Origin of the sequence: Deinococcus sp. LM3 (assembly GCF_002017875.1) — a bacterium.
In the GTDB taxonomy this organism is placed as follows: Bacteria; Deinococcota; Deinococci; order Deinococcales; family Deinococcaceae; genus Deinococcus.
The window spans coordinates 2,027,958-2,052,723 of the sequence record NZ_MUFV01000001.1 but is presented as its reverse complement, the minus strand read 5'-3'; the positions used below and the strand labels follow the sequence as shown (position 1 = coordinate 2,052,723).

Below are 24,766 nucleotides of genomic sequence, written 5' to 3'. Positions count from 1 at the left end.
TCGAGCGGTCTCCCAGTTTTTCAGAGAGCGCCGCTCAGGCCGCTGCGCGCCCCGCGGTGGGGGCGGCGCGGCCCGGAGTGGGTTCAGTCGATGTTCTTGCCGCTCGCGACGGCCACGCGGACTTTCTTGCCGTCCACGATGGTCTTGCGGATGCGGGTCGCCTTGCCCGTTTCGGGATCGACGATGGCGACCTTGCTGGCGTGAAGGGCCAGTTCGCGGCGCTCCTGCCCACCCTGGGGGTTGGCGGGGCTGGGCTTGACGTTCTTGGTGACGAGGTTCACGCCTTCCACGACGACCTTCTGGTCGCGGGGCAGGGCGAGGAGAACCTTGCCGGTCTGACCTTTGTGCTTGCCGCTCAGAACGATGACGGTGTCACCCTTCTTGAAGTGCAGCTTGTCGCCGTGGTGGCTACCAGCGCTGGGACGGGGCATTACAGCACCTCCGGGGCCAGGGAGACGATCTTCATGAAGCGGCGGTCGCGGAGTTCACGGGCGACCGGCCCGAAGACGCGCGTGCCGCGGGGCTCGCCCTGGTTGTTGATGATGACGGCCGCGTTCTTGTCGAAGCGGATGGTGCTGCCGTCGGCGCGCTTGATGGCGTGGCTGGTGCGCACGACCACGGCCTTGACGACGTCGCCGGCCTTGACGGTGCCGCGGGGGGCGGCGTCCTTGACGGAGGCGACGATGATGTCGCCGACGTGGGCGTAGCGTTTGTTACCGCCGCCGCCGGTCGTCAGGCCCTTGCCGCCGATGCCGCTGTTCAGCACGCGGATGCACATGATCTCGCGGGCGCCGCTGTTGTCCGCCACGTCGAGGCGGGATTGAGGCATGATCATGCGTTACCCCCTTCGGTTTCCACGGCGGTGGTCTCGATGCCGCGGGGACGCTCGATCAGCTTGGTGACCTTCCAGGTCTTGGTCTTGCTGATGGGGCGCACCGCGAGGATCTCGACGCGGTCGCCGATACGGAACTCGTTGTTCTCGTCGTGCGCAGCGTACTTGTGGCTGCGGGTCACGACCTTGCCGTACAGCGGGTGGGCGAAGCGGCGCTCGACCTTGACGCTGACCGTCTTGTCGGCCTTGTCGCTCACGACGACGCCGGTAAAGGTCTTCTTCATGCCTGCTCTCCCTGCTTGCTCTGCTCAGCGCGGATGGTGTTGAGCTGAGCGACTTCGCGGCGCAGCTGCGTCACGCGGTGGGGCTGGGCCAGGTTGCCGGTGGCGGCCTGGAAGCGCAGCTCCATCAGTTCTTTCTTGCGGGCGTCGATTTCACGGGCGAAATCGTCGGCCTTCAGGTTACGCATCTCACTGGGCTTCATCGTAGACCTCGCGCTTGACCATCTTGGTCTGGATGGGCAGCTTGTGACCGGCGAGGCGGAAGGCTTCCTTGGCCTGCTCCTCGGTCACGCCGGACACTTCGAACATCACGCGGCCGGGTTTCACGACGCTGACCCAGAACTCCACGGCGCCCTTACCTTTACCCATTCGGGTTTCGGCGGGTTTCTTGGTGACGGGTTTGTCGGGGAAGATGCGGATGTAGATCTTACCGCCGCGGCGGAAGTGACGGCTCATGACGATACGGCACGCCTCAATCTGGTTGCTCTTGATCCAGGCGGGTTCCAGGGCGATCAGGCCGAAGTCGCCGAACGCGACGTAGTCGCCGCCCTTGGCGTCACCGGTCATCCGGCCGCGGTGCTGTTTACGGAACTTGGTGCGCTTGGGAAGAAGCATCACTCACCTCCGGGGCGGCGCCGCGCGGTCGGGCGGCGCCGGTTGGGACGGTCACCTTCAGGGCGGCGCTCGTCGTTGCGGCGCTGGGGGCGGGCGAAGGTCTCGGTGCGGCCACCGATGACTTCACCGGTGAAGACCATGACCTTGATGCCCAGGATGCCGTAGGTGGTGCGGGCCAGGGCGGTGCCGTAGTCGATGTCGGCGCGCAGGGTGTGCAGGGGCACGCGGCCTTCGCGGACCATCTCGGTACGGGCCTGCTCGGCTCCGCCGAGGCGGCCGGACAGGATGATCTTGACGCCACGGGCGCCGGATTCCATCACGCGCTGGGCGGCCTGCTTCATGGCGCGGCGGAACGCGAAGCGGCGTTCGATCTGCTCGGCGATGCGCAGGGCGACCAGGGGCGCGCTGATGTTGGGGTTGGGGATCTCGGCGACGTTCACCGCAACCGTGCCGGCGGACACGAGTTTCTCGATGTCCTGGCGGAGTTCCTTGATGGACTCGCCGCCCTTGCCGATCACGATGCCGGGTTTCGCGGCGCTGATGATCACGTTGACCTGCTGGCCGGCGCGCTCGATCTCGATGCGGGCGATGCCGGCAGCGTTGAGCTTCTTGCCGACGAGGTTACGGATCTTCTCGTCCTCTTTCAGCAGACCGGCGTACTGCTTCTTGCCGGCGTACCAGCGGCTGTTCCAGCCACGGGTGATGCCCAGGCGGAAGCCGTTCGGGTTGATCTTGTTACCCATTACTTGTTCCCCTTCTCGCCCACGATGATGGTGATGTGGCTGGTGCGCTTCTTGATGATGTTCGCGCTGCCACGGGCGCGGGGAATCAGGCGCTTGAGGGTCGGTCCGGCGTCCACGTAGGCGGCCGTGATGACCAGGCGGTCTTCGAGCATCTCGTCGTTGTGCAGCGCGTTGTGCTTGGCGCTGTTCAGGACTTTCGCGACGGGCTCGCTGGCGGCGCGGGGGATGAAGCGCAGCAGGTCTTCGGCGTCACGCACGCTCTTGCCGCGGATCACGTCGACCACGAGGCGGACCTTGCGGGGGCTGATGCGCACGTACTTGGCGATGGCCTTGCCGGGGGTGCGCAGTTTCTGCTGCTGCTTGCGCTGCTTCTTGTTGCGGAATTCAGGAGCGGTCATTTCTTCTTGCTCCCCTTGGCGTTCTTGTCAGCGCCGTGGCCGCGGTAGCTGCGGGTGGGGCTGAACTCGCCGAGCTTGTGGCCGATCATCTGCTCGTTCACGAAGACGGGAACGTGCTGCTTGCCGTTGTGGACGGCGATGGTGTGACCGATCATTTCGGGGACGATGGTGGAGCGGCGCGACCAGGTCTTGATGACGCGCTTGTCTTTCTTTTCGTTCTGGACGTCGACCTTCTTCAGGAGGTGGTCATCCACGAACGGGCCTTTCTTGAGGCTACGGGGCATGTCCTACCCTCCTTACTTCCCGCCGCGGCGGGTGATGATGAAGCGGTCGCTGTTCTTACGCTTCTTGCGGGTCTTGAGACCCTTGGCGGGCTGGCCCCAGGGGGACACAGGCACGCGTCCGGCACCGGTGCGGCCTTCACCGCCGCCGTGGGGGTGATCCACGGGGTTCATGGAGCTACCACGCTGGTGGGGCTTGCGGCCGAGCCAGCGGCTACGGCCGGCCTTACCGAGGTTGATGTTCTTGTGCTCGGCGTTGCCGACCGTACCGATGGTCGCGTAGCACTCGCTGTGCACGCGGCGCAGCTCACCGCTGGGCAGTCGCAGGATCACGTAGTCGCTTTCCTTGCCCTGCACCTGGATGCTGGTGCCGGCGCTGCGGGCGAGCTGGGCGCCCTTCTGCGGCACGAGTTCCACGGCGTGGACGACGGCACCGACGGGCACGAAACGCAGCGGCAGGGCGTTGCCCAGCTTGGGTTCGGCTTCGGGTCCGGCGTTCACGGTCGCGCCGACCTGCAGGCCTTCGGGGGCCAGGATGTAACGCTTGGCGCCGTCGGCGTAGTGCAGCAGGGCGATGCGGGCGCTGCGGTTGGGATCGTACTCGATCGCGGCGACCTTGGCGGTCACGCCGGCCTTGTCGCGGCGCTTGAAGTCGATGATGCGGTACAGGCGCTTGTGGCCACCGCCGATGAAGCGGCTGGTGATGCGGCCACGGTTGTTACGACCGCCGGTCTTGGGGAGGGCGGTGGTGAGCGCCTTTTCGGGGCGCTTCTTGGTCAGTCCGCTGAAGTCCGCAGTCGTCATCTGGCGACGGCTGGGGGTGTACGGACGGTATTTCTTGACGGCCATGTTCAATCTCTCCTTAGGCCTGGCCTTCGAGGGCCTCGATCTTCTGGCCTTCGGCGAGACGCACGATGGCCTTCTTGCGGTCGGCGCGGTGACCGATGAACCGGCCGACGCGCTTGCGCTTGCCGGGGACGTTCATGGTGCTGATGCCGATCACGGTCACGCCGAACGCTTTCTGAACGGCGCTCTTGATGTCGGTCTTGGTGGCCTTGGGGCTCACCCAGAAGGTGTACACGCCGCGTTCCATGCCAGCGTAGGCTTTCTCGCTGATCACGGGCTGCTGAAGGATGTCGTAGTGGCTCATGCCTGCTCCCCTTCTTCTTCCTGCGCGGGCTCCAGGGCGACCGCGTCGATCACCAGGCGCTCGTGGCGCAGGATGTCGTAGGCGTTCAGACCGGCGACGGGCATCACGGTGGCCCACGCGACGTTGCGCGCAGCCTGACGGGTCTGGGCGTCGTCGGTGACGATCAGAACGCGCTCGGTGCCGTCCATGCCGTTCTGGGCAGCCCAGGACACGAAGTTCTTGGTCTTGCCGTCGACGTCGAAGCCGTCGACCGCGACCAGTTTGCCTTCGTCCTGGCGGGCGGCCAGGGCCATGGCGAGGCCCAGCTGGCGGACCTTGCGGGGCAGGGTGTAGCCGTAGCTGCGGGGCTTGGGCCCGAAGGCCACGCCGCCGCCCACGAAGGTGGGAACGCTGCGGTCGCCGTGACGGGCGTTACCGGTGCCTTTCTGGCTGAACATCTTCTTGCCGGTCGCGCTCACCTGAGCGCGGGTCTTGGTGCTGGCCGTGCCGCGGCGGCGGCTGGCGAGCTGCCAGGTGACGACGTCGTGCAGGACGCCGCTGTTCACTTCCGGCAGTTCGAGGTCGATGGTGCGGCCCCCGTTCTTGCCGATGACGTTGATCTGCGCCATGTCTTACTTGCCTCCCTTGGCAGCCTGGCGCAGCACGACGAGTCCACCGTTGGCGCCGGGAATGGCACCCTTGACCAGAATGATGTTCTCGTCAGCGCGGATCTCGACCACTTCCAGGTTCTGGACGGTGATGCGCTCCATGCCCATGTGGCCGGCCATGCGTTTGCCCTTGTACACGCGGCCGGGCGTCTTGCGCTGGCCGATGGAACCGGGGCGACGGTGCCATTTCTTGGAACCGTGGCTGGCGGGACCACCCTTGAAGTTCCAGCGCTTCATGACGCCCTGGAAGCCCTTGCCCTTGCTGGTGCCGGTCGCGTCGATCTTCTCACCTTCGGAGAAGATGTCGATGGCGACGGTGTCCCCTTCGGGGTTGAAGTCACGGAATTCACGCAGGAAGCGCACGGGGCTGACCCCGGCCTTCTTGAAGTGACCCGCGGCGGGACGGTTGACGCTCTTCTCGCGCTTGGGAGCGTAACCGATCTGCACGGCCTCGTAGCCGTCGGTCTGCGCGGTCTTGCGCTGCACGACGGGGCACGGGCCAGCCAGCACGACGGTCACGGGAACGGCGCGGTCGCCTTTCCAGATCTGGGTCATGCCGATCTTGGTGCCGAGGATGCCTTTCATGCGCGGCCTCCGACGGTCTTGATCTCGATGTCGACGCCGGTGGGCAGGTCGAGGGTCATCAGGCTGTCAATCGTCTTCTTGGTGGGGTTCATGATGTCCACCAGACGGTTGTGCGTGCGGATCTCGAAGTGCTCGCGGCTGTCCTTGTTGACGAAGGGGCTGCGCAGCACGCAGAAGCGGCGGATGCGGGTGGGGAGGGGCACGGGGCCGCTCACGTCCGCTCCGGTGCGCCGGACCGTGTCCACGATCTTGCTGGCGGACTGGTCCAGCGCCTTGTGGTCAAAGCCACGCAGTTTGATGCGAATCTTCGGGGCAACCATTGCTATTACTCCAGGACCTTGGCGACGACGCCGGCGCCGACGGTACGGCCACCTTCGCGGATGGCGAAGCGCAGGCCTTCTTCCATCGCGATCGGCTTGATCAGTTCCACCACGAACGTGATGTTATCGCCGGGCATGACCATCTCCACGCCCTCGGGCAGTTCCACCACGCCCGTCACGTCCGTCGTGCGGAAGTAGAACTGCGGGCGGTACCCGCCGAAGAACGCGCTGTGACGCCCGCCTTCGTCCTTGCTCAGCACGTACACGCTCGCTTCGAACTTCGTGTGCGGCTTGATGCTGCCGGGCTTCGCCAGCACCTGGCCACGTTCCACGTCGTCACGCGCCACGCCGCGCAGCAGCACGCCCACGTTGTCGCCCGCCATGCCGCTGTCCAGCAGCTTGCGGTGCATTTCGATCCCGGTCACCGTGGTCTTCTTCGTGTCGCGCAGACCGATGATTTCCACTTCGTCCTGAACCTTGACCACGCCACGCTCGACGCGGCCGGTGGCCACGGTGCCACGACCGGTGATCGTGAACACGTCTTCGACGGGCATCAGGAAGGTCTTGTCCGTGGCGCGCTCGGGGGTGGGGATGTAGCTGTCCACCGCGTCGAGCAGGTCCCAGATGCGGTCGACCCAGTTGTTCTCGCCGCGGGCGGTCTTGGGGTTGGCCTGGAGGGCTTCGAGGGCCTGCAGGGCGCTGCCCTTGACGACGGGGAGGTCGTCGCCGGGGAACTCGTACTTGCTGAGGAGTTCGCGGACTTCCATCTCGACGAGCTCGAGGAGTTCTTCGTCGTCGACCATGTCGACCTTGTTCATGAAGACGACGATGTAGGGCACGCCGACCTGACGGGCGAGCAGGATGTGCTCGCGGGTCTGGGGCATGGGGCCGTCAGCGCTGCTGACCACCAGGATGGCGCCGTCCATCTGGGCGGCTCCGGTGATCATGTTCTTGACGTAGTCGGCGTGGCCGGGGCAGTCGACGTGGCTGTAGTGGCGGGTGGGGGTGTTGTACTCGACGTGGGCGGTGTTGATGGTGATACCGCGGGCTTTTTCCTCGGGGGCCTTGTCGATCTGGTCGTAGGCCAGTTTTTCGATGGTGGGGTCCGAGGCGGCGGCGGTGAAGGTGATGGCCGCGGTGAGGGTGGTCTTGCCGTGGTCGACGTGACCGATGGTGCCCACGTTCACGTGGGGTTTGGTGCGTTCAAACGTTCCCTTAGCCATGTTCTTACTCCCTCCAAGAGGTGGACACACGCAAAACCGGCCCTTTGATCGGGTTCCCCCCGCGCATACCGCAGGGTTCTGGTGGCGTGACCCACATTGGGTTGAATCTCGCCAGGGCAGTGTCCCGCCAAGCTGGCACGCTGCGCCGGAATCTTTCCGTTCCTGTGCTGCGGGCCGGAGCTCGCAACTGGACCCGTGAAAAACACGGCGCACCGAAGAGTCAGGGTACAGGATTTCTGTTCCCGGTACAAGCCCTGGCCGGTGGAAGGTGACTGTTGAGGTCGCCCGTGACCGGGTGGGAGGCATTATTTCAGCCTGTATGGCCCAACTGACCGTCCCCCATATCCGGACGGAGTGACAGGTCCGTCGTCCTTCCGCACCCAAGTACCGCGCCGCTCACACTGCGGGCTCCGGCGCTTTCCCCGAAGCCCATCCATTCTTGCTCCAACGTACTGGTTCTGCTCCGCTCTCCGATCTACAGGAGAAACGCAGTGTCCTTAGCGGGTGGTGTAGGCGACCACCTGCCGGTCGAAAGCGCCGATCAGCATGAAAATACCCAGCACCGGCCCGAACGGCAGGGCCAGCAGACTGAGGACCCCGATCACGATGGTGGACACCCGGCCCCAGGCGCGGCCCTCAATCACGGCGCGGCGCGTGAAGTACAGCCACAGGATCAGCGCCGCGGTCAGGGCGAACGAGATCCACAGCACCAGCGAGATCTGCGCCTCGTCCAGCCGGACCGGCGTGCTGCCCTGACCGAGCATGTCCAGCATCTCGTTCAGGGTCGAACCGGCGAACGGCAGGGACAGCAGCGAAAAGCCGTTGTAGAACAGCGCGATCAACAGCGGCACCGTGATGAACGACAGGCGGGCCGGCGGGGTCGGCAGCGGGGACTGGGAAGTGGGGTCGGTGGGCATGGTCATCGCCTTCAGAGTACAGCCCGCTGCATGCGGCGCCGCAGCGGGCTGGGGATACAGGGCTGACCGGGGTAAGTGGCTGGCCGCCGAATGCCGGCGCAAGCCAAGAGGCGGACCCGTGCAGGGGTCCGCCTCTCGCGCTGCGCCCGGCAGGGGCGCGCCTTTCCCGGAGGAAGGTTACTTCTTGATGAGCTGCTGGGCGATGTTGTTCGGCACCTGGGTGTAGTGGTCGAAGAACATGCTGTAGCTGGCGCGGCCCTGGGTCTTGGAGCGCATGTCGGTCGCGTAACCGAACATCTCGCTCAGGGGCACGAAGGCCTTGACGATCTGCGCGTTGCCGCGGGCTTCCATGCCCTGGATCTGGCCACGGCGGCTGTTCAGGTCGCCGATGATGTCACCCATGAAGTCGTCGGGCACGGTGACCTCGACGCGCATGACGGGTTCCAGGATGGCGGGGCTGCCCTTCTGGACGGCTTCCTTGAGGCCCATGGATCCGGCGATCTTGAAGGCCATTTCCGAGGAGTCCACTTCGTGGTAGCTGCCGTCGTAGATGGTGACTTTCACGTCGACCACGGGGAAGCCCAGCATGGGGCCGCTCTGCATGGCTTCCTCGACACCCTTCTGGGCCGGCCCGATGTACTCCTTGGGCACGGTGCCGCCGACAACGGCGTTCTCGAAGATGAAGCCGGCGCCGGGCTCCAGGGGCTCCACGCGCAGTTTGACGTGACCGTACTGACCGCGACCACCGGACTGGCGGGCGAACTTGCTGTCCACCTCGACCTGCTTGGTGATGGTTTCACGGTAGGCCACCTGGGGCGCGCCGACGTTCGCGTCGACCTTGTACTCGCGGCGCAGGCGGTCCACCAGGATTTCCAGGTGCAGTTCGCCCATGCCGGCGATGGTGGTCTGACCGCTTTCCTGGTCGGACTCCACGCGGAAGGTGGGATCCTCTTCGGCCAGTTTCTGCAGGCCGATGCCCATCTTTTCCTGGTCGGCTTTCGTCTTGGGCTCGATGGCGAGCTTGATGACGGGCTCGGGCACGTCGATGCTTTCCAGCAGGACCTTGTCGTCGCCGTCGCCGATCAGGGTGTTGCCGGTGCCGGCGTCTTTCAGGCCGATCACGGCGCCGAGTTCCCCGGCCTTCAGTTCGGTGACTTCCTCGCGGCTGTTGGCGTGCATGCGCAGCAGGCGGCCCACGCGTTCACGCTTCTCTTTGGTGGCGTTGTACACGTAGCTGCCGGACTGCAGGGTGCCCGAGTAGATGCGCACGAAGGTCAGGCGGCCCACGTAGGGGTCGGCCATGATCTTGAAGGCCAGCGCGGCCAGCTTGCCCTCGGGGTCCGCGGGGAACTCCTGGGTCTCTTCGCTGTCCTCGATCTTGCCCTTGATCGCCGGGACTTCCAGCGGGCTGGGCAGGTAGTCGACGACGGCGTCGAGCAGCAGCTGCACGCCCTTGTTCTTCAGCGCGCTGCCGCACAGGACGGGGAAGATGCGCTTCTCGATGGTGCCCTTGCGGATGGCGGCCACGAGTTCCTCGACGGTGGGTTCCTCGCCTTCGAGGTACTTCATCATCAGGTTCTCGTCGACTTCGGCGGCGGCCTCGATCAGCTGGGCGCGGATCTCGACGACCTTGTCGGCGTACTCGGCCGGGATGTCGGTTTCCTCGATGTCGGTGCCCAGGTCGTTGGTGTAGAAGTGGGCGCGCTGACGCACGATGTCGATGATGCCCTTGAACTCGTTCTCGGCGCCCATGGGGTACTGGATGGGGGCGGCGACGGCGCCGAGGCGCTCTTTGATGTCGTTCAGCACGAGTTCGAAGCTCGCGCCGGTCTTGTCCATCTTGTTGCTGAACGCGATGCGGGGCACGCCGTAACGGTCGGCCTGACGCCACACGGTCTCGCTCTGGGGCTCGACGCCCTGGCTGGAGTCGAACACGGCGACGGCGCCGTCGAGCACGCGCATGCTGCGCTCGACTTCGATGGTGAAGTCCACGTGGCCGGGCGTGTCGATGATGTTGACGGTGTACTCTTCGCCGGTCGTGGAGTGCTTCCACTTGGCGGTGGTGGCGGCGGCGGTGATGGTGATGCCGCGCTCGCGCTCCTGCTCCATCCAGTCCATGGTGGCGGCGCCGTCGTGCACTTCGCCGATGTTGTGGGTGCGTCCGGTGTAGTACAGGATGCGCTCGGTGGTGGTGGTCTTACCGGCGTCGATGTGCGCGGCAATCCCGATGTTGCGGAAGTGGTGCAGGTAGCTCTGGGCTTTGGTGGTCATAAGACTCCCTGATTCTGTCGGGTGACGTGTCTCGTCACCGTCAGCTCGGCGCGGAGGCCGTGTGGGGCGCGGGTCTCATGCGAAATGGACGGCGGGCGGGCCGCCGTCCGTCTCGCTCCCTCCAGTCCCCCGCAGAGGGGGGACGTGAAGCGGGATTACCAGCGGTAGTGCGCGTAGGCGCGGTTGGCTTCCGCCATGCGCTCGATGTCGTCTTTCTTCTTGATGGCGCCGCCACGGCCCTGCGCGGCGTCCATGATTTCACCGGCGAGGCGCTCGATGGCGGTGCGCTCGGGGCGGCTCTCGACGGCGGCCATCATCCAGCGCAGCGTGAGGCTCTGCTGACGGCGGGCGCTGACCTCGACGGGCACCTGGTAGGTGCTGCCGCCGACGCGGCGGCTGCGGACTTCGACGCGGGGTTTGACGTTGTCGAAGGCCTGCTTGAAGATCTTCAGGGACTCCTGGCCGGTGCGTTCCTGCACGAGCTTCATGGCTCCGTAGAAGATGCGGCTGGCGAGGTTCTTCTTGCCATCCTGCATGATGCGGTTGATGGTCGCGCTCACCAGCACGTCCTGGTAGACCAGGTCGGGCTGAATGACGCGCACTTCTGCTTGGCGGCGACGTGCCATGTTGACTCCCTTTGGCCCCTTCCGGTCCACTGTTGACCGGGCGGGGATTGCGCGCTCAGGCGCGAATAACTTGCTTCACTGGCGTTCCCGTGTGGGAAGGCCGGTTCACGGCGAAGGTCACGCGGACGCGGGCAGCCGCTGGGGGCGGCCCGGTCGGGCGTGGTTACTTCTTCTTCGCGCCCGCGGCGGCGGCGCCGGCCTTGGGCTTCTTGGTGCCGTACTTGGAGCGGCTCTTGTTACGGTCCTTGACGCCCTGGGTGTCGAGGCTGCCGCGCACGATGTGGTAGCGCACACCGGGAAGGTCCTTGACACGGCCGCCGCGGATCAGCACGACGCTGTGCTCCTGCAGGTTGTGGCCTTCACCGGGGATGTACGCGGTGACTTCGAAGGCGCTGGACAGGCGGACGCGGGCGATCTTACGCAGCGCCGAGTTCGGCTTCTTGGGGGTGGTGGTCTTGACGACCGTGCACACGCCGCGGCGGAAGGGGCTGCCTTTGAGGGCAGGGACCTTGCTCTTCTTCTGGATCGTCTTGCGACCCTTACGGAGCAGTTGCTGGGTGGTAGGCAGGGTGAATCACTCCTAGGTTCTTAAGCAGTTGCTTGCGGGAGGGCGGGTCCGCCCACGCGTACGGGGCGGCGCTGGGTTGCGGGTCCTGTCTGGAGGTGATCACTCACCGCCGGTTCCTGGGTCGCGCGGCCGTTCCTGGTATCCACGGGGGACGGGGTCAGGTGCAGCTGGGACGAAGGTGGGGTGGTATGCCGAAAAACCCCCCTGGTGCAACCCGGAAGCCGGGGCAGTTTTCAACCTTGGCAGCATACTCCTCGCGCCCCTGTGTGCGCAAGGGTGAGGGCTGCCCCTCTGACCGGCCGGGCGGGGCTGTTGCGCGGGCAGGCAGCTGTGCTACACTCCCGGACGCCCGTTCAGGCGATCATCACAGGTGCGGAGAGGTGCCAGAGTGGTTGAATGGGTCAGTCTCGAAAACTGAAGTACGGGCAACTGTACCGTGGGTTCGAATCCCACCCTCTTCGCCAGACACGAGCGCCGGACATCCCCTTTCAGGACGTCCGGCGCTCGCTTTTTCTTGTCGGCCCGCCGACTATCCGGCCGGCAGGGTGTCCCGGATGAAGCGCAGCACGGCCGCCTCGCGCGCCGCCTGCACGACTGCGCCGTGGGCCTCGCGCAGCCCCTCGGCGCTGAGCGGGCGGTACAGGGCGTCGTACAGCGCCTGCCCGGCACCGGCCAGCGCCACGAGTTCCGCGCGCCACGCGGCGTCGTCGGCGGGTGCCCAGGTGCGCGGGTCGGTGGGGTCGCCCAGCAGGGCGTGCGGGTCGGCCAGGGTCGCGGCCGTGAGTTGCAGGGTCTGACGCAGGGTCATCACGCGCGCTGCCACGCTGGGCCGGGCGGGCTGAGGGGACTGACCGGGCTGCGGCGCGCGGGCCTGCGCGGCCGTGAAGGCGTGCGCGGCGTGCAGCAGCCCCTGGCCGGGCTCGCTGAACAGGCCGCGCAGACCGACCGGTCCGTACAGCACTTCGCGCAGGGTGTCACGCAGGAGTTCGGGGTGGGGCATACCCGGATGGTACGTCAGCTGGCGGATGCGTTCCGGGTGCGCCCTGCCCTACCGTGAAGGCACGATGATCCAGACCTTCCGGTGAATGCACACGTTCCGCACTGGCCCCCTGCCGTAAACTGGGGTCAATGCCGGAACCCACGTGTCCCTCGCTGCGCGGACGATGTCCGGGTGGCCCGAACGTGCGTCTGCCCTCCCCCCGAAACGCACCCCTCCCCTCCCCCGTGGACGCCGACGCGGCGCCACGGCAGGGGACCCCACAAGGAAGTGACCGAAGATAGATAAAGTACACGGCAACACCTCGGGCCTGCGGCCCGCACAGCTGAAATCCCTGGGCAACCTGTACCGCCGCCGCATCGAGCCGGGCCGCGTGGGCTCGCCGGAACTGGCGCGCAACCTCGCGGAACTGTCCAGCGACATCCGCCGCGAGGTGGGCGTCCTGATCGACCGGCGTGGCCGCGTGATCAGCGTCAGCGTGGCCGACGCCAAGGGCACCGAATTCCCGGACCTGCGCATGGGCGAGAACCGCCTGAGCGGCTTTCACCTGCTGCACACCCACCCGCGCGGCGGCGTGCTGAGCAAGGGCGACCTGTCCACGCTGTTCCTGCGCCGCCTGGACGCCGTGACGGCCATCGAGGTACGCGACGGCGGGCAGCCGGGCCTGGTGCACACCGCGCACCTGACGCCCCCTGGCACGGTCGGCGAGGAAGAGGACTGGCGCATCCTGCCGCCCGTCCCGGCCTTCCAGATCGACGAGTTCGACCTGGGCGCGCAGGTGCAGGCGCTGGAGGAAGAAATCGCCCGCGCCGCCCGCACCCGCGTCTCGAAGAAGGACCACGAGCGCGCCATTCTGGTGCAGATCGACCAGGGCGAATTCGACGCCGAGGAACGCCTGGACGAACTGGCCGAACTGGCCCGCACGGCCGGCGCGGAGGTCGTGTACCGCGAACTGGTGTACCGCAAGAACCTGAAGGCCGGCACCCTGGTCGGGGCGGGCAAGCTGGAAGAACTGACCAGCCGCGCCTACCACCTGGACGCGGACCTGCTGATCTTCGGGCAGGAACTCGGCCCGGCCCAGGCGCGTGAAATCGAGGCCGCGACGGGCCTGAAGATCATCGACCGCACGCAGCTGATCCTGGATATCTTCGCGCTGCATGCGCAGGGCGTGGAATCGCGCCTGCAGGTGGAACTCGCGCAGCTGCGCTACATGAAACCCCGCCTGCTGGGCGCGGGCGCGGCCCTGTCCCGCATCGGCGGGGGCGGCGGCAGCGCGGCCGGCGGCGCGATCGGCACGCGCGGCCCCGGTGAGACGAAACTGGAGCTGGACCGCCGCCGCATCAACGACCGCCTGTCCTTCCTGGAAAAACAACTGGAAGGAGTGGCGCAGCGCCGCGAGGAACGCCGCAAGACCCGCGAACGCAACGCCGTGCCGGTCATCTCCATCGTGGGGTACACGAACGCGGGCAAGAGCACCCTGCTGAACGCCTTCACGCACGCCGCCGAGGAACCCCGGCGCGTGCTGGCCGAGAACAAACTGTTCGCCACGCTGCGACCCACCAGCCGCCAGGGCTACCTGGAAGGCATCGGGCCGGTCGTGTTGACCGACACCGTGGGCTTCATCCGCGACCTGCCCAAGGACCTGACGCGCGCGTTCCGGTCCACCCTGGAGGAAATCGGGGACGCGGACGTACTGCTGCACGTGGTCGACGCCGCCAGCCCCGGCGCGGACACCCGCCTGGACGCCGTGAACCGCATCTTGGAAGACCTAGGCTTCCGGGACCTGCCGACCGTGATCGCGCTGAACAAGGCCGACGCGGCCGACCCCGAGGCGCTGGAACGCCAGATTGACCGCACGGACGGCGGTATCCCCGTCAGCGCGCTGAAGAACATCGGAACCGCCGACCTGAAGGAAGCCCTGACGGACGCCGTGGCCCTGGTGCAGCGTCAGGAACTCGCCGCTCGGGAAGAGGCGCGGGATCTGGCCGCCCAGTACCGCTGAGATCAGTACCGCCAGATAGTCGGTGACGACGGGGGGAGGGGCGAGGCGGCCTCTCCCCCTTTCTTTGGCTGACTTTCTTTGGGTGGACGGCGCACCCTGCCCGGTGCGGCAGACTGCGCCCTGTGAAACTGGCCTGGATGACGCTGCTGCTGGTGTGCCTGACCTGGGCGCTGGGCGAGTGGCCCGCCGAGCGGACGTTGCCCACGCTGCTGCTGGCGTACGCGCCGCCGCTGCTGTGGGTGCTGGCGACCCTGCCGGCCCTGGCCTGGGCGCTGTGGCGGCGCCGGGGGCGGCGAGTGGCCCTGGCGGCACTGCTGCTGGCCGTCTGGGGCGCGGGGCTGCTGCACTGGACGCCGCAGCAGAAGGGCACGCTGCGGGTCGTGACCTTCAACGTGCTGGGCGGGGCGCGCACCACGCCGGACGAACTGGCGGGCCGCCTGCAGTCCCTGAAGGCGGACGTGCTGCTGCTTCAGGAGTCGCGCTTCGTGCAGCCGGACTTCCGGGCGGCGTTTCTGCGCGCCCTGCCGGGGTACGCGGTGGCGGAGGCCGGAGAGGTGATGACCCTGACGCGCCTGCCGCTGCTGGGCAGCCGGTCAGAGGCGCTGCCGGGCAACCGCCGCGAACTGCTGGTCACGCGCCTGGAGTGGCGGGGCGAGCCGCTGACGGTCGTGAACGCGCACCTGGGCACCGTGCAGGTCAGTTCGGTCCTGACGGGTGATCTGGCGCGGGTGCGGCGCACGCGGGACGCCCGTGCCGGACAGGTGCAGTTGCTGCGGGCGGTCGCGGCCGGGGCGCCGGGGCGGTCGCTGCTGGGCGGCGACCTGAACACCCCGCCGCGCGGGCAGGTGTACCGCGACCTGCGGGCCGCGTTCGGGCCGGACGCGCATGACCTCGCCGGGCGCGGGCCGGGCTGGACCTTTCCCTCGCTGCGCCTGCGGATCGATCACCTGATGGGCCGGGGCCTGATGCCCACACGGACTCAGGTGCTGCCCTGGGCGCTCAGTGACCACCGGCCCCTGCTGGCCGAGTACCGCTGGACGCCAGCGGACTGATCAGCGCGCCGTGTTTCCCTGCGCCCGCAGCCACGCGGCCGCCTGGGCGGGGGTCCGCAGGCGGATCAGGGTCAGGTGCGGGTAGGCGGCGGCCTGCGCGGGGGTATCGCGGCGGCGCTGCCAGTGGGTGCGGAAGAACCAGCGGACCGGGCCGTCGGGTTGCAGGGCGCCGCGCAGCGTCTCGCGGTTGCCGTTCCAGAGTTCCTGACGGGTCGCCACGCGGCGCACCGTGCGGGTCAGGACGCGCCAGAACACGACGGGCGCCGGGTAATCCAGCCACACGAGCGTGTCGGCGCGCGCCCAGCCCAGGTCTCGGGCCTTGCTGTAATTGCCGTCCATGACCCAGGTGTCGGCGGCGGTGAAAGCGGCGACCTGCGCCCGGAACAGCGGGAGTGGCGTTTCCTGCCAGCCGGGGCCGTGGTTCCAGGCGTCCTGCTCGCCGTGCGGGACGCCCAGCCGGGCGGCGAGGGCGCGGGCGAAGGTGGTCTTGCCGCTGCCGGTCGTGCCGATCACGATGATTCTGCGCATCCCTTCAGTACAGCAGACCGGGGCGGGCCATCAGCGGCCGGGCGCGAGTTTCAACAGGCGGCCGCTGGAGTACTCGGCGACGTACAGTTCGCCGCGTTCGTCCTCGCCGAAGGTGCTGGGGTTGTCCACACGGCCCAGGGTGCGTTTCGTCCAGGCCTGCCCCCGGGCGGGCGCGGCCCACACGGTGCCGCTGGCGAAGTCCGCGAACACATACTGGCCTTTCAGGGCGGGAATGGCCGCGCCCCGGTACACGAACCCGCCCGTGACGCTCTGCCCTTCCTGGCGGCCGTACACCAGCACCGGGTCCACGAAGCCCTGCGCAGAGCAGTTCGGCTCGAAGCACTGCCGGCCCTCGCGGGGGCGCCAGCCGTAGTTCTCGCCGCCCCGGCTGGCGCGCGGCTGGAAATCGATCTCCTCGAAGGCGTTCTGGCCGACGTCCGCGATGATCAGGTCGCCGGTCTGCCGGTCGAAGGAGAACCGCCAGGGGTTGCGCAGGCCGTACGCCCAGATGTTCGGGTTCGCGCCCGAGCGGGTCAGGAAGGGGTTGCCGGGCGCGGGTCGGGCGGCGTCGCCGCGCACGTCGAAACGCAGCAGTTTCCCCAGCGGTGAGGAGAGGTTCTGTGCGAGATTCTGCGGGTCGCCGCCGGACCCACCGTCGCCCAGGCCCAGGTACAGGAACCCGTCCGGGCCGAAGGCGAGCTGCCCGCCGTTGTGGTTCGAGTACGGCTGACGGGCCGTGAACAGGGTCTTCGCGCTGGCCGGGTCGGCGGTCGTGCCGCTGGAGGCTGCCACGTAGCGCGCCAGGACGGTGTTCCCGGAGCGGTCGGTGTAATGCACGTACAGGCGGCGGTTGGTCTTGAAGGCCGGGTCGAAGGCCAGTCCCAGCAGGCCGCGTTCGCCGCCCGCGCGGGTCAGGGACCGCAGGTCCAGGAACACCTGCGGCTGCACGCGCCCGCCCGTGACGACCCGTACCCGGCCGTCCTGCTGCGTGACGAACAGCCGCCCGGAATCGTCCCCGGCGTGCGTGATGGCCGTGACCTGCGTCAGGCCGCTCACGAACGGCTGGAAGGTTACAGCGGGCGCTGCCGTCTGGGCCGCCGCACCGGGGCCGGTCAGCAGGGCACCGGACAGGAGAACGGCAGCGCGGATCGGGAATCGCGGGGTCATGCTCCAGTGTGCCGTGTGGGCCGCGCGGCTGGCGTGAAGGGGAATGAAGGGCGCTTCATGCCGCTGTGCGCTGGCGCCCACCGTGACGCGCCAGACTGACCCATCCACACCCAGGAGGTGCACCATGACTGGACCGTACGACCGTCCGACCGCTCCCGCGACCGAACCGACTGACACGCCCGCCCCGCTGCCCGAGCAGATGCCGGGACGCGGCGACATCGGCGAGATCAGCGACCCGCCGGTGAACCCGGATACGCCCGGCATGCCGGAGCCCACCCCCACCGACAACCCGGACACGCCGGGCCTGCCGACACCAGCGCCCATGCCCGCGATGTAAGTGCGCTTGACCATAGAGGGTCAGGAGTCCGACCTGGATTCCTGACCCTCTGTGCTGCCGTTCAGAGGGTGTGCCCGTGCGTCCGCAGCCACGCGCGGTGGGCCTGCCAGTCGGGCATGACGCGCGCCACGTGCGCCCAGTAGCGCGGCGAGTGGTTCAGTTCGAGCAGGTGCGCCGCCTCGTGCAGCGCCACGTAGTGCAGGACCGGCAGGGGGGCGCGGGTCAGGCGCCAGTGCAGCCGGATGTCGCCGCCGGCGGTGCAGCTGCCCCAGCGGCCCTTCGCCCCGGCCACCAGCACGCGCCGCAGCCGGTTCTGTGCGCCCAGCTGGGTGGCGTACCCGGCGACCAGCGCGCGGTACGGTTCGTGCGTGGCGTGGCGCGTCCAGGCTTCCAGGGCGGCGTCCGCGTGTGCGGCGGGCAGGTGCAGCGTGTCGCCGCGCCGCTCGGGGCGGGCCGCGTACTCCGAGAGGCGCAGGGTCAGGGTGTCGCCCAGGAACGCGAGCGACTGGCCGTCCGTCAGTGACAGAGGCGCGGCCGGAACCATGCGGGCGTACTGCGCGAGGTGCCCGGCCACCCAGTCGCGCCGGGCGTTCAGGATCTCCAGCAGTTTCGTGTCGGGCACGCGGACGGGCGCGTACAGGGTGACCTCGCCGGGTTTTACCTGGAGCGCCACGGTGCGGCGCCGGTCGCTGCGTTTCACGAGGACGGGAATCCCGGCCACCTGCCATCCGTTCGGGTTCGTTGCGCCGCTCACGCCTCCCAGCAGAGCGCAGTTCGGGCCGGGGCGCCGTGATTCACGTCACGCACCCCGGCCCGCTGCCGGTGTTCTGGTCCCCGGCGTTACAGCTGGCGGTAGGGAACGCTGAAGGTGTCGCAGGTGTTCGCGTCGCCGCTGCGCAGGCCCTTCATGAACCAGTTGACGCGCTGCTGGGCGCTGCCGTGAGTGAACGAGTCCGGCACGACGCGGCTGCCCGACTGGCGTTGCAGGTTGTCGTCCCCGATGGCCTCGGCCGTGCTGACGGCCTCGCGCAGGTCCTCCTGGGTGAGGCTGGCGACGGACTGCACCTTGCTGCCCCACACGCCCGCGAAGCAGTCGGCCTGGAGTTCCAGGCGCACGGAGTAGCTGTTCGCCTCGGCCTCGCTGCGGGCGGTGCGTTGCTTGCGGCTCACCTGATCGGCGATGCCGAGTTCGTTCTGCACGTGGTGCCCGACCTCGTGGGCGATCACGTACGAGTAGGCGAAGTCGCCGCCGCCGCCGAGCTGCCGGTCCATCTGCGCGAAGAAGCTGGTATCGAGGTAGATGGACGAGTCGGCCGGGCAGTAGAAGGGGCCGACGGCCGAACTGGCCGCGCCGCAACCGCTGCTGGTGCCCTGGGTGTACAGGATCAGCCGGGGCTCGTTGTACGTGCGGCCCGCCTGCGTGAAGATGCCGTCCCAGACGAGGTTGGTGCTGCGGTGAATCTGGTTGACGAACTGGTACTCGGCGTCGTCTGCCTGGGGCTGCCCCGACTGGGACTGGGTCTGCTGGGGTTCGCTGCTGCCGCCCCCCAGGATCGCGCCGGGGTCGATGCCAAAGAACATGGCGATCAGGGCGATGATCAGGCCGCCCACGCCGCCCACGGCGATCCCGCCGCCACCGCCCCTGCCGCGCCGGTCCTCGACGCCGCCTCCGCTACCGGGAAGATTTTTCCAGTCCATACAGGCTCGTGTCTCCTTTTCATGACCGCCCCCGGCCGTCTCATGAGGCAGGCGGGATTGTGAGTGGTCCGGAACACAGTGTATGGGCCGCGCGGCCAGCCCTGTCTGACGGTACCTTTATGGATTCTGGGGGGTCAGACGGACTGCCGTTTGTTTCGCTGACAATCCGGAACTTCACCGGATTGCCAGCTCCACGTCCGGAACCCGTTTCTCTCTCACTCGCATCCGCTCGGACCCAGCGGCTTTGCAAGCCATTCAATCGGAGTCCATCAGACGGACTCCGGATCAGGCGGGGGACGGTACGGCGCGGGCGGGGTGCGTGACGCTCACGCGGGCCTCGCTGCCTTCCGGGCGGACGGTGTCGCTGGGGACATGCACCAGCAGTTCCTGGCTGTTGCCCAGGCGGACGGTGTACGTCACGTCGTGCCCCTTGAATTCACGGGCGACGATGGTGACGGGCGTGCCCTGCGGGTCGTCCGTGAAGGTCAGGTGCTCCGGGCGGACACTGACCAGGACCGGGCCGCTGGCGGCCTCCATGAGCGGCAGGACGCCCAGGGCGGTGCGGGCCATGAAGCGGTCGGCGGTGCCGCCCAGCAGGTTGCTGCGGCCCAGGAAGTTCGCCACGAACGCCGTGCTGGGGCGGGCGTACACCTCGTGCGGGGGGCCGCTCTGCTCGACGCGGCCGCCGCGCATGACGACCAGCCGGTCGCTGAACGCCAGCGCTTCCTCCTGATCGTGCGTGACCAGGATGGCGGTCGTGCCGGCGCGGCGCAGGATGGCGCGCACCTCCTGGCGGGTGGAGTGGCGCAGCTGCGCGTCGAGGTTGCTGAACGGTTCGTCCAGCAGCAGGACGCTGGGGCGCGGGGCGAGCGCGCGGGCCAGCGCGACCCGCTGCTGCTGCCCGCCGCTCAGCTGGTCCGGGCGGCGCGTCTCGAAGACGGTCAGGCCCACCAGGGACAGCGTCTCGCGGGCGCGGGGCAGCCGCTCGTGGCGCGGCAGGTGCCGCAGGCCGAACAGCACGTTCCCCAGCACGTTCAGGTGCGGGAACAGCGCGTAATCCTGGAAGACCAGGCCCACGCCGCGCCGCTCGGGGGGCGCGAAGGGCGCGGTGACGCTGCGGCCCTCGATGCGGATCTCGCCGCTGTCCGGGCGTTCCAGTCCGGCGATCAGGCGCAGGGTGGTGGTCTTGCCGCACCCGCTGGGGCCCAGCAGGGTCAGCAGCTCGCCGCGCGACACGCTCAGGTTCAGGTCGTCCACGACCGGCGGCAGGCCCGGCGCGTAGCGTTTGCCCAGCCCCAGCAGTTCCAGGGTGGCCGGGTCGGTGGCCGGGGCGGTCACGGGGCCGGGGGTGCGGGCCGGGGTCTGGGTCATGCGGGGCCTTCCTTGGTGGGGGCCGGCGGGGTGGCCGGCTGGGTGGTGGGGCGGGTCGGGTCGGGTCGGGTTGAGGCAGGGCGGGCGGGGGGCGGCGCGCGGCGGTCCTCGCGGCGCAGGATCAGCAGGGTCAGCAGCGCGCCGCTGAGGGCCAGCGCCAGTGCGTAGGGTGCGGCCGAGGCGTACTGCGCCTCCTCGGTGTACGCCCAGACGTTGCGGGAGAGCGTCTCGAAGCCGATGGGCGACAGCAGCAGCGTGAGCGGCAGTTCCTTCAGGACGCTCAGGAACACGAAGGCCGCGCTGACCAGCAGGCCCGGCCGGACGAGCGGGATGGTCACGCGCCGCAGCGTCTGCGGGGCACTCAGGCCCAGCAGACGCCCGGCTTCCTCGAGGCGCGGCGTGGCTTTCAGGAGGCTGGTGCGGACCGGGCCGATCGCCTCGGCCAGGAAGTGCAGGGTGTACGCGATGATCAGCAGCGGGAAGGTCTGGTACAGCGGCGGCACGACGTTCAGCGTGAAGAACACCAGCGCCAGCGCGAACGCCAGGGGCGGCGTGGCGTACCCCAGGTACGCGGCCCGTTCGGTCAGCCGGGCCAGCGGGCCGCTGTGGCGACTGCCGATGTACGCCAGCGGGAACGCCAGGGCGGTGGTGGTGACGGCCGCGACCGCCGCGGCGCCCAGCGCACTCTGGAACGCCTCCCACAGGCTGCTCCAGGCGAACGGGTTGGTTTCCAGACGCAGCCAGTACACGATGGTTCCCAGCGGCACGATCAGCGCCGCGCCCGCCAGCACGGCCAGCGCGGCCCAGGCGAGCGGCGCCCCGCGCCCCAGCGAGAGGACCGTGGGGCGGCGCGTGCCGCCGGGGGACACGCGGGACAGGCGCACGCCGCGCATCAGGCGGGCCTCGAGCAGCAGCGCGGCCCCCGTGACCAGCAGCAGCGCCAGCGCCAGCCACGCCGAGTACACCCGGTCGTACGCGGCGGTGTACTGCTGGTAGATGGCGGCGCTGAAGGTGGGAAAACGCATCAGGCTGACCACGCTGAAGTCCCCCAGCACGTGCAGGGCGATCAGAAGCGCGCCGGACAGCCACGCGGGGCGCAGGTACGGCAGCGTGACCTCCCGGAAGGTCTGCCACGGCGTGCGGCCCAGTAGGCGCGCGGCGTCCTCCAGGGCGGGGTCCTGGGTGCGCAGCGCGGCGTGCAGGTTCAGGAACAGGTACGGGAACGTGAACAGCGTCAGGACACCCAGCGCGCCCCAGTACCCGCCCGGGCCGGGCCAGCGGATGCCGGTCAGGGCGTCGATGGTGCCGCCGGCGCCGCTCGCGGCGATCAGGGCGTACGCGCCCACGTAGCCGGGAATGGCCAGTGGCAGCACGCCCAGCAGCATCAGCAGGCGGCGGGGGCGCAGGTCCGTGCGGGCCGCGAGGTACGCCAGCGGCAGTGCGATCAGGGTCGTGCCGGCCAGAACGCCCAGCGTGAGCAGCAGGGTGTTGGCCAGCAGTTCCAGGTTGCGGGCGCGGAACACGATCTCGCGCAGTTCGCTGCTCTCGGCGTCCAGGGCGCGCAGCACGAGGTACACCAGCGGCAGCAGGACGCCCAGCACGGCCAGCAGGGCCGGGAGCAGCAGCAGGGGGTGGGGGCGGCGCGCGTTCATGGGGGCAGGGGGCGGGCGCGGCCGGAGCCGTCGCAGCCGGGCCACCATAGCAGAGTGGATCGGTCAGGATTCAGGGCGGGCGTCCCGGCGACCCCCACCCGGCCCCACCAGCGCAGGCCGCCGCCCCCCCACGGGTCGTGGGTCGGGGCGGCGGTCCGGTCTAGCGTCGCGGCCAGGGGATCAGGACTGGGGGATCAGAGCAGGCCGGCGTCGCGCAGCAGTTTCTGGGCCTTGTCGATGTTCTTGGGCAGCACGGTGGGGTCGATGCGGGGGCTGCGCTTGACCACGTCGCTGTAGGGCAGCATGGTGGTGGGCTGCAGGATGTTCCCGATGACCGGGTACTCGAAGTTCACGCTCAGGAAGAAGGTCTGGGCGTCCTTGGCGACCAGGGCGCTCAGGAAGCGGGCGGCGCTGGCGCTGTTCTTGGTGGTCTTCAGGATGGCGGCGCCCGTGGCGTTGCCCAGGTTGCCGATGTCGCCGTTCTTGAAGAAGTACGTGTCGATGGGGTAGCTCAGGCGGTTCACGCGCTGGATGTAGTAGTGGTTGGTGAGCGCCACGTCGATCTCGCCGGCGCGCATGGCTTCGAGCATGCCCACGTTGCTGGTCTTGTAGTCCTTGGGCTGCAGGGCCTTCATGCCCTCGAGCCACTGGCGGGTGGTGGCCTCGCCGTACTTGCTGATCATGGCGCCCAGGAAGTCCTGGAAGCTGGGGTAGCTGACGGTCCAGCCGATGCGGCCCTTGAGGCTGGTCATCTTGGGCAGGTCCAGGATGGAGTCGGGCAGGGATTCGGGCTTGATCTTGCCGGTGTTGTACGCCAGGGTGCGGAAGCGCACGGTGGTGGGCAGCCAGGAGCGGTTCTCGGGCAGGTAGTCGCTGCTGACGTTGCGGGTCAGGGCAGTGCCGAGTTTCGTGAAGCGGCCTTCCTCGGCCAGTTCGCCCAGGGCGCCCATGGAGTTGCCCCAGAAGACGTCGGCGGGGCTCTTGCTGCCTTCCTCGCGGATCGCGGCGACCAGCTGGGCGTCGGTGCCGTAGCGGACGTTGACCTTGATGCCGGTCTGACGTTCGAACTGCTGCACGACCGGGTCGACGAAGGTCTTGGCGCGGCCGGAGTAGACGGTCAGGGTCTTGGTCTGCGCGAGGCTGGTGCCGGCGAGCAGCAGGGCGGTGACGGCGAGCAGGGTACGCTTCATGTCCGTAATCCTAAGTAAGCAGGTCGGATTAATAAGGTACAAACGTCCCACGCCCGGCTCCCGAGCGGGCGCAGCCCACCCGGACGGCGTTCAGCGCTCCTCGAGGGCCAGCCCCACCAGTCGCGTGACCAGCTCGCTGTAACTCAGGCCCGCCGCCTCGAACAGCTTCGGGTACATGCTGGTCGTCGTGAAGCCCGGCATGGTGTTCACCTCGTTCAGCAGCAACTCGCCCGTCTCCTCGACGTAGAAGAAATCCACGCGGGCCAGCCCGGCGCAGTCCAGCGCCCGGAAGGCCGTCAGCGCCGCCGCCTGCACCCGCGCGGCCACCTCCACCGGCAGCGGCGCCGGGATGTGCATGGTCGCGCGGCCCTCGGTGTACTTCGTCTCGTAATCGTAGAACTCGGCGTCGAAACGCAGCTCCCCGACCGGACTGGCAATGGGCGCGTCGTTTCCCAGGATGCCCACCTCGACCTCACGGGGTTTGTGGCTGGTCATGGCCTCCAGGATCACGCGGCGGTCCAGCCCGAACGCCAAGTTCAGCGCGCCGTCCAGTTCGTCCGGCGTGCCCACCTTGCTGATGCCCACGCTGGACCCCAGGTTCGCGGGTTTCACGAACAGCGGGAAGCCCAGTTCGGCCGCGCGGTCCCGCACCGCCTGCGGGTCCTGCTGCCACTCGCGGCGCACCGCCAGCCGCCACGCCACCTGCGCGATCCCGGCCGAGGCCAGCACCTGCTTGGTCATGACCTTGTCCATGCTGACCGACGAACCCAGCACGCCGCTGCCCACGAACGGAATGCCCGCCAGGGTCAGCAGGCCCTGCACGGTGCCGTCCTCGCCCATCGGGCCGTGCAGCAGCGGGAACACCGCGTCGTAGCCCTCGGCACTCGCCACGCGGTGCAGCACCAGATCCCCGCCGGTCGCGGCCTCGCCGCTCTCCAGGGCGCGCTGCGTCTCGGTGGGCGGCAGCCAGCGCCCCTGCTTGCTGATCACCACGGGTGTCACATCGAACTGATCCCTGGGCAGGGCGCTGAGGACACTACGGGCACTCATGAGGCTGACCTCGTGTTCACCGGACTGGCCGCCGGCCAGCAGCAGAATGCGCTTCTTCACGCGGCGCAGTATGCCACGCCCCAATGCGCGCGCCCCCGGGCCGCCCGGCGACCGCCCCGGCAGTCGGCGGGGCAGTGCCGTCGGCAGGGCAGTGCCGTCGGCGGGGCAGTCGGCGGGGCAGTGCCGTCGGCGGGGCAGTCGGCGGGGCAGTGCCGTCGGCGGGGCAGTCGGCAGGGCGGGACGGGAAGTGCGACATCCTCACACC

At 68.6% G+C, this 24,766-nt stretch carries 30 protein-coding genes and 1 tRNA gene; 4 read left to right on the top strand and 27 right to left on the bottom strand.

Annotation, left to right across the window (positions count from 1 at the left end):
• Positions 1-83: 83 nt before the first annotated feature.
• From rplX to rpsL, 18 genes are all read right to left on the bottom strand, one after another.
• Positions 84-431 (bottom strand): 50S ribosomal protein L24, encoded by a 348-nt coding sequence (gene rplX / locus BXU09_RS09655; protein ID WP_055362779.1) that lies wholly within the window; start codon positions 429-431, stop codon positions 84-86.
• The gene (rplN, locus tag BXU09_RS09650; protein ID WP_022800312.1) at positions 431-835 is read right to left on the bottom strand and encodes a 50S ribosomal protein L14; all 405 of its coding nucleotides are present in this window, start codon (positions 833-835) and stop codon (positions 431-433) included. The genes rplX and rplN overlap by 1 nt, the downstream gene beginning before the upstream one ends.
• On the bottom strand, positions 832-1,116 hold the full coding sequence (gene rpsQ, locus BXU09_RS09645; protein ID WP_055362778.1) for a 30S ribosomal protein S17: 285 nt from the start codon (positions 1,114-1,116) through the stop codon (positions 832-834). The genes rplN and rpsQ overlap by 4 nt, the downstream gene beginning before the upstream one ends.
• Entirely contained in the window at positions 1,113-1,316 is a 204-nt protein-coding gene (rpmC, locus tag BXU09_RS09640) for a 50S ribosomal protein L29 (protein ID WP_055362777.1), read from the bottom strand. The genes rpsQ and rpmC overlap by 4 nt, the downstream gene beginning before the upstream one ends.
• Positions 1,303-1,728 (bottom strand): 50S ribosomal protein L16, encoded by a 426-nt coding sequence (gene rplP, locus BXU09_RS09635; RefSeq protein ID WP_055362776.1) that lies wholly within the window; start codon positions 1,726-1,728, stop codon positions 1,303-1,305. The genes rpmC and rplP overlap by 14 nt, the downstream gene beginning before the upstream one ends.
• A complete protein-coding gene (gene rpsC, locus BXU09_RS09630; RefSeq protein WP_055362775.1) occupies positions 1,728-2,471 on the bottom strand; it encodes a 30S ribosomal protein S3 in 744 nt (247 codons plus the stop codon). Before rpsC ends, rplP begins: the two co-directional genes overlap by 1 nt.
• Positions 2,471-2,869, bottom strand: a complete 399-nt coding sequence (gene rplV, locus BXU09_RS09625) for a 50S ribosomal protein L22 (RefSeq protein ID WP_078302104.1) — start codon at positions 2,867-2,869, stop codon at positions 2,471-2,473. The genes rpsC and rplV overlap by 1 nt, the downstream gene beginning before the upstream one ends.
• A complete protein-coding gene (rpsS, locus tag BXU09_RS09620) occupies positions 2,866-3,153 on the bottom strand; it encodes a 30S ribosomal protein S19 (RefSeq protein WP_055362774.1) in 288 nt (95 codons plus the stop codon). Before rpsS ends, rplV begins: the two co-directional genes overlap by 4 nt.
• Before the next feature lie 12 nt (positions 3,154-3,165).
• Positions 3,166-3,999: a 50S ribosomal protein L2 gene (gene rplB / locus BXU09_RS09615; protein WP_078302102.1), complete on the bottom strand. Its 834-nt coding sequence runs from the start codon at positions 3,997-3,999 to the stop codon at positions 3,166-3,168.
• Between the two features lie 13 nt (positions 4,000-4,012).
• Positions 4,013-4,300, bottom strand: coding sequence for a 50S ribosomal protein L23 (locus tag BXU09_RS09610; RefSeq protein ID WP_055362773.1), 288 nt, complete (start codon positions 4,298-4,300; stop codon positions 4,013-4,015).
• On the bottom strand, positions 4,297-4,908 hold the full coding sequence (gene rplD / locus BXU09_RS09605; protein ID WP_055362772.1) for a 50S ribosomal protein L4: 612 nt from the start codon (positions 4,906-4,908) through the stop codon (positions 4,297-4,299). Before rplD ends, BXU09_RS09610 begins: the two co-directional genes overlap by 4 nt.
• Before the next feature lie 3 nt (positions 4,909-4,911).
• Complete coding sequence (rplC, locus tag BXU09_RS09600; RefSeq protein WP_055362771.1) at positions 4,912-5,532, bottom strand: 50S ribosomal protein L3; 621 nt, start codon at positions 5,530-5,532, stop codon at positions 4,912-4,914.
• On the bottom strand, positions 5,529-5,852 hold the full coding sequence (rpsJ, locus tag BXU09_RS09595) for a 30S ribosomal protein S10 (protein ID WP_014685998.1): 324 nt from the start codon (positions 5,850-5,852) through the stop codon (positions 5,529-5,531). The genes rplC and rpsJ overlap by 4 nt, the downstream gene beginning before the upstream one ends.
• Positions 5,853-5,857: 5 nt before the next feature.
• On the bottom strand, positions 5,858-7,075 hold the full coding sequence (gene tuf / locus BXU09_RS09590; protein ID WP_078302101.1) for an elongation factor Tu: 1,218 nt from the start codon (positions 7,073-7,075) through the stop codon (positions 5,858-5,860).
• Positions 7,076-7,572: 497 nt separating this feature from the next.
• The gene (locus BXU09_RS09585; protein ID WP_055363462.1) at positions 7,573-7,998 is read right to left on the bottom strand and encodes a hypothetical protein; all 426 of its coding nucleotides are present in this window, start codon (positions 7,996-7,998) and stop codon (positions 7,573-7,575) included.
• 171 nt (positions 7,999-8,169) lie between these two features.
• Positions 8,170-10,263, bottom strand: coding sequence for an elongation factor G (gene fusA / locus BXU09_RS09580; protein ID WP_055363463.1), 2,094 nt, complete (start codon positions 10,261-10,263; stop codon positions 8,170-8,172).
• 155 nt (positions 10,264-10,418) lie between these two features.
• On the bottom strand, positions 10,419-10,889 hold the full coding sequence (gene rpsG / locus BXU09_RS09575) for a 30S ribosomal protein S7 (RefSeq protein ID WP_055363464.1): 471 nt from the start codon (positions 10,887-10,889) through the stop codon (positions 10,419-10,421).
• A 163-nt stretch (positions 10,890-11,052) separates the two neighbouring features.
• Positions 11,053-11,457, bottom strand: coding sequence for a 30S ribosomal protein S12 (gene rpsL, locus BXU09_RS09570; RefSeq protein WP_055363465.1), 405 nt, complete (start codon positions 11,455-11,457; stop codon positions 11,053-11,055).
• 374 nt (positions 11,458-11,831) lie between these two features.
• On the opposite strand from rpsL, the gene BXU09_RS09565 reads away from it, so the two are divergent.
• Positions 11,832-11,921: transfer RNA gene (locus BXU09_RS09565), tRNA-Ser, on the top strand.
• Positions 11,922-11,986: 65 nt separating this feature from the next.
• Here the strand turns inward: BXU09_RS09565 and BXU09_RS09560 are convergent.
• The gene (locus BXU09_RS09560) at positions 11,987-12,457 is read right to left on the bottom strand and encodes a hypothetical protein (RefSeq protein WP_078302100.1); all 471 of its coding nucleotides are present in this window, start codon (positions 12,455-12,457) and stop codon (positions 11,987-11,989) included.
• Positions 12,458-12,734: 277 nt separating this feature from the next.
• Between BXU09_RS09560 and hflX the strand changes: the two genes are divergently transcribed.
• Together hflX and BXU09_RS09550 are read left to right on the top strand one after the other, a co-directional pair.
• Entirely contained in the window at positions 12,735-14,456 is a 1,722-nt protein-coding gene (gene hflX / locus BXU09_RS09555; protein ID WP_078302098.1) for a GTPase HflX, read from the top strand.
• A gap of 122 nt (positions 14,457-14,578) precedes the next feature.
• A complete protein-coding gene (locus tag BXU09_RS09550; RefSeq protein ID WP_240501144.1) occupies positions 14,579-15,508 on the top strand; it encodes an endonuclease/exonuclease/phosphatase family protein in 930 nt (309 codons plus the stop codon).
• Here BXU09_RS09550 and BXU09_RS09545 read toward each other — a convergent pair whose 3' ends face one another.
• Together BXU09_RS09545 and BXU09_RS09540 are read right to left on the bottom strand one after the other, a co-directional pair.
• The gene (locus BXU09_RS09545; RefSeq protein WP_078302097.1) at positions 15,509-16,036 is read right to left on the bottom strand and encodes an adenylate kinase; all 528 of its coding nucleotides are present in this window, start codon (positions 16,034-16,036) and stop codon (positions 15,509-15,511) included.
• 30 nt (positions 16,037-16,066) lie between these two features.
• Positions 16,067-17,203, bottom strand: a complete 1,137-nt coding sequence (locus tag BXU09_RS09540) for a PQQ-dependent sugar dehydrogenase (RefSeq protein WP_078304914.1) — start codon at positions 17,201-17,203, stop codon at positions 16,067-16,069.
• 124 nt (positions 17,204-17,327) lie between these two features.
• Between BXU09_RS09540 and BXU09_RS09535 the strand changes: the two genes are divergently transcribed.
• Entirely contained in the window at positions 17,328-17,540 is a 213-nt protein-coding gene (locus BXU09_RS09535; protein WP_078302096.1) for a hypothetical protein, read from the top strand.
• Between the two features lie 61 nt (positions 17,541-17,601).
• On the opposite strand, the gene BXU09_RS09530 is transcribed toward BXU09_RS09535, so the two are convergent.
• The 6 genes from BXU09_RS09530 to BXU09_RS09505 all read right to left on the bottom strand — a co-directional run bounded on the left by BXU09_RS09530 (position 17,602) and on the right by BXU09_RS09505 (position 24,561).
• Positions 17,602-18,294, bottom strand: a complete 693-nt coding sequence (locus tag BXU09_RS09530; protein ID WP_144012054.1) for a SprT family zinc-dependent metalloprotease — start codon at positions 18,292-18,294, stop codon at positions 17,602-17,604.
• A gap of 86 nt (positions 18,295-18,380) precedes the next feature.
• Entirely contained in the window at positions 18,381-19,238 is an 858-nt protein-coding gene (locus tag BXU09_RS09525) for a neutral zinc metallopeptidase (RefSeq protein WP_078302093.1), read from the bottom strand.
• A 285-nt stretch (positions 19,239-19,523) separates the two neighbouring features.
• Positions 19,524-20,609: an ABC transporter ATP-binding protein gene (locus tag BXU09_RS09520; protein ID WP_078302092.1), complete on the bottom strand. Its 1,086-nt coding sequence runs from the start codon at positions 20,607-20,609 to the stop codon at positions 19,524-19,526.
• Positions 20,606-22,261: an iron ABC transporter permease gene (locus BXU09_RS09515; RefSeq protein WP_205684141.1), complete on the bottom strand. Its 1,656-nt coding sequence runs from the start codon at positions 22,259-22,261 to the stop codon at positions 20,606-20,608. The genes BXU09_RS09520 and BXU09_RS09515 overlap by 4 nt, the downstream gene beginning before the upstream one ends.
• A 194-nt stretch (positions 22,262-22,455) precedes the next feature.
• The gene (locus BXU09_RS09510; RefSeq protein ID WP_078302090.1) at positions 22,456-23,451 is read right to left on the bottom strand and encodes an extracellular solute-binding protein; all 996 of its coding nucleotides are present in this window, start codon (positions 23,449-23,451) and stop codon (positions 22,456-22,458) included.
• A 90-nt stretch (positions 23,452-23,541) separates the two neighbouring features.
• Positions 23,542-24,561 carry a D-alanine--D-alanine ligase family protein gene (locus BXU09_RS09505; protein WP_078302088.1) on the bottom strand — a complete coding sequence of 340 codons (1,020 nt, stop codon included), beginning with the start codon at positions 24,559-24,561 and terminating at the stop codon, positions 23,542-23,544.
• Positions 24,562-24,766 lie beyond the last annotated feature (205 nt).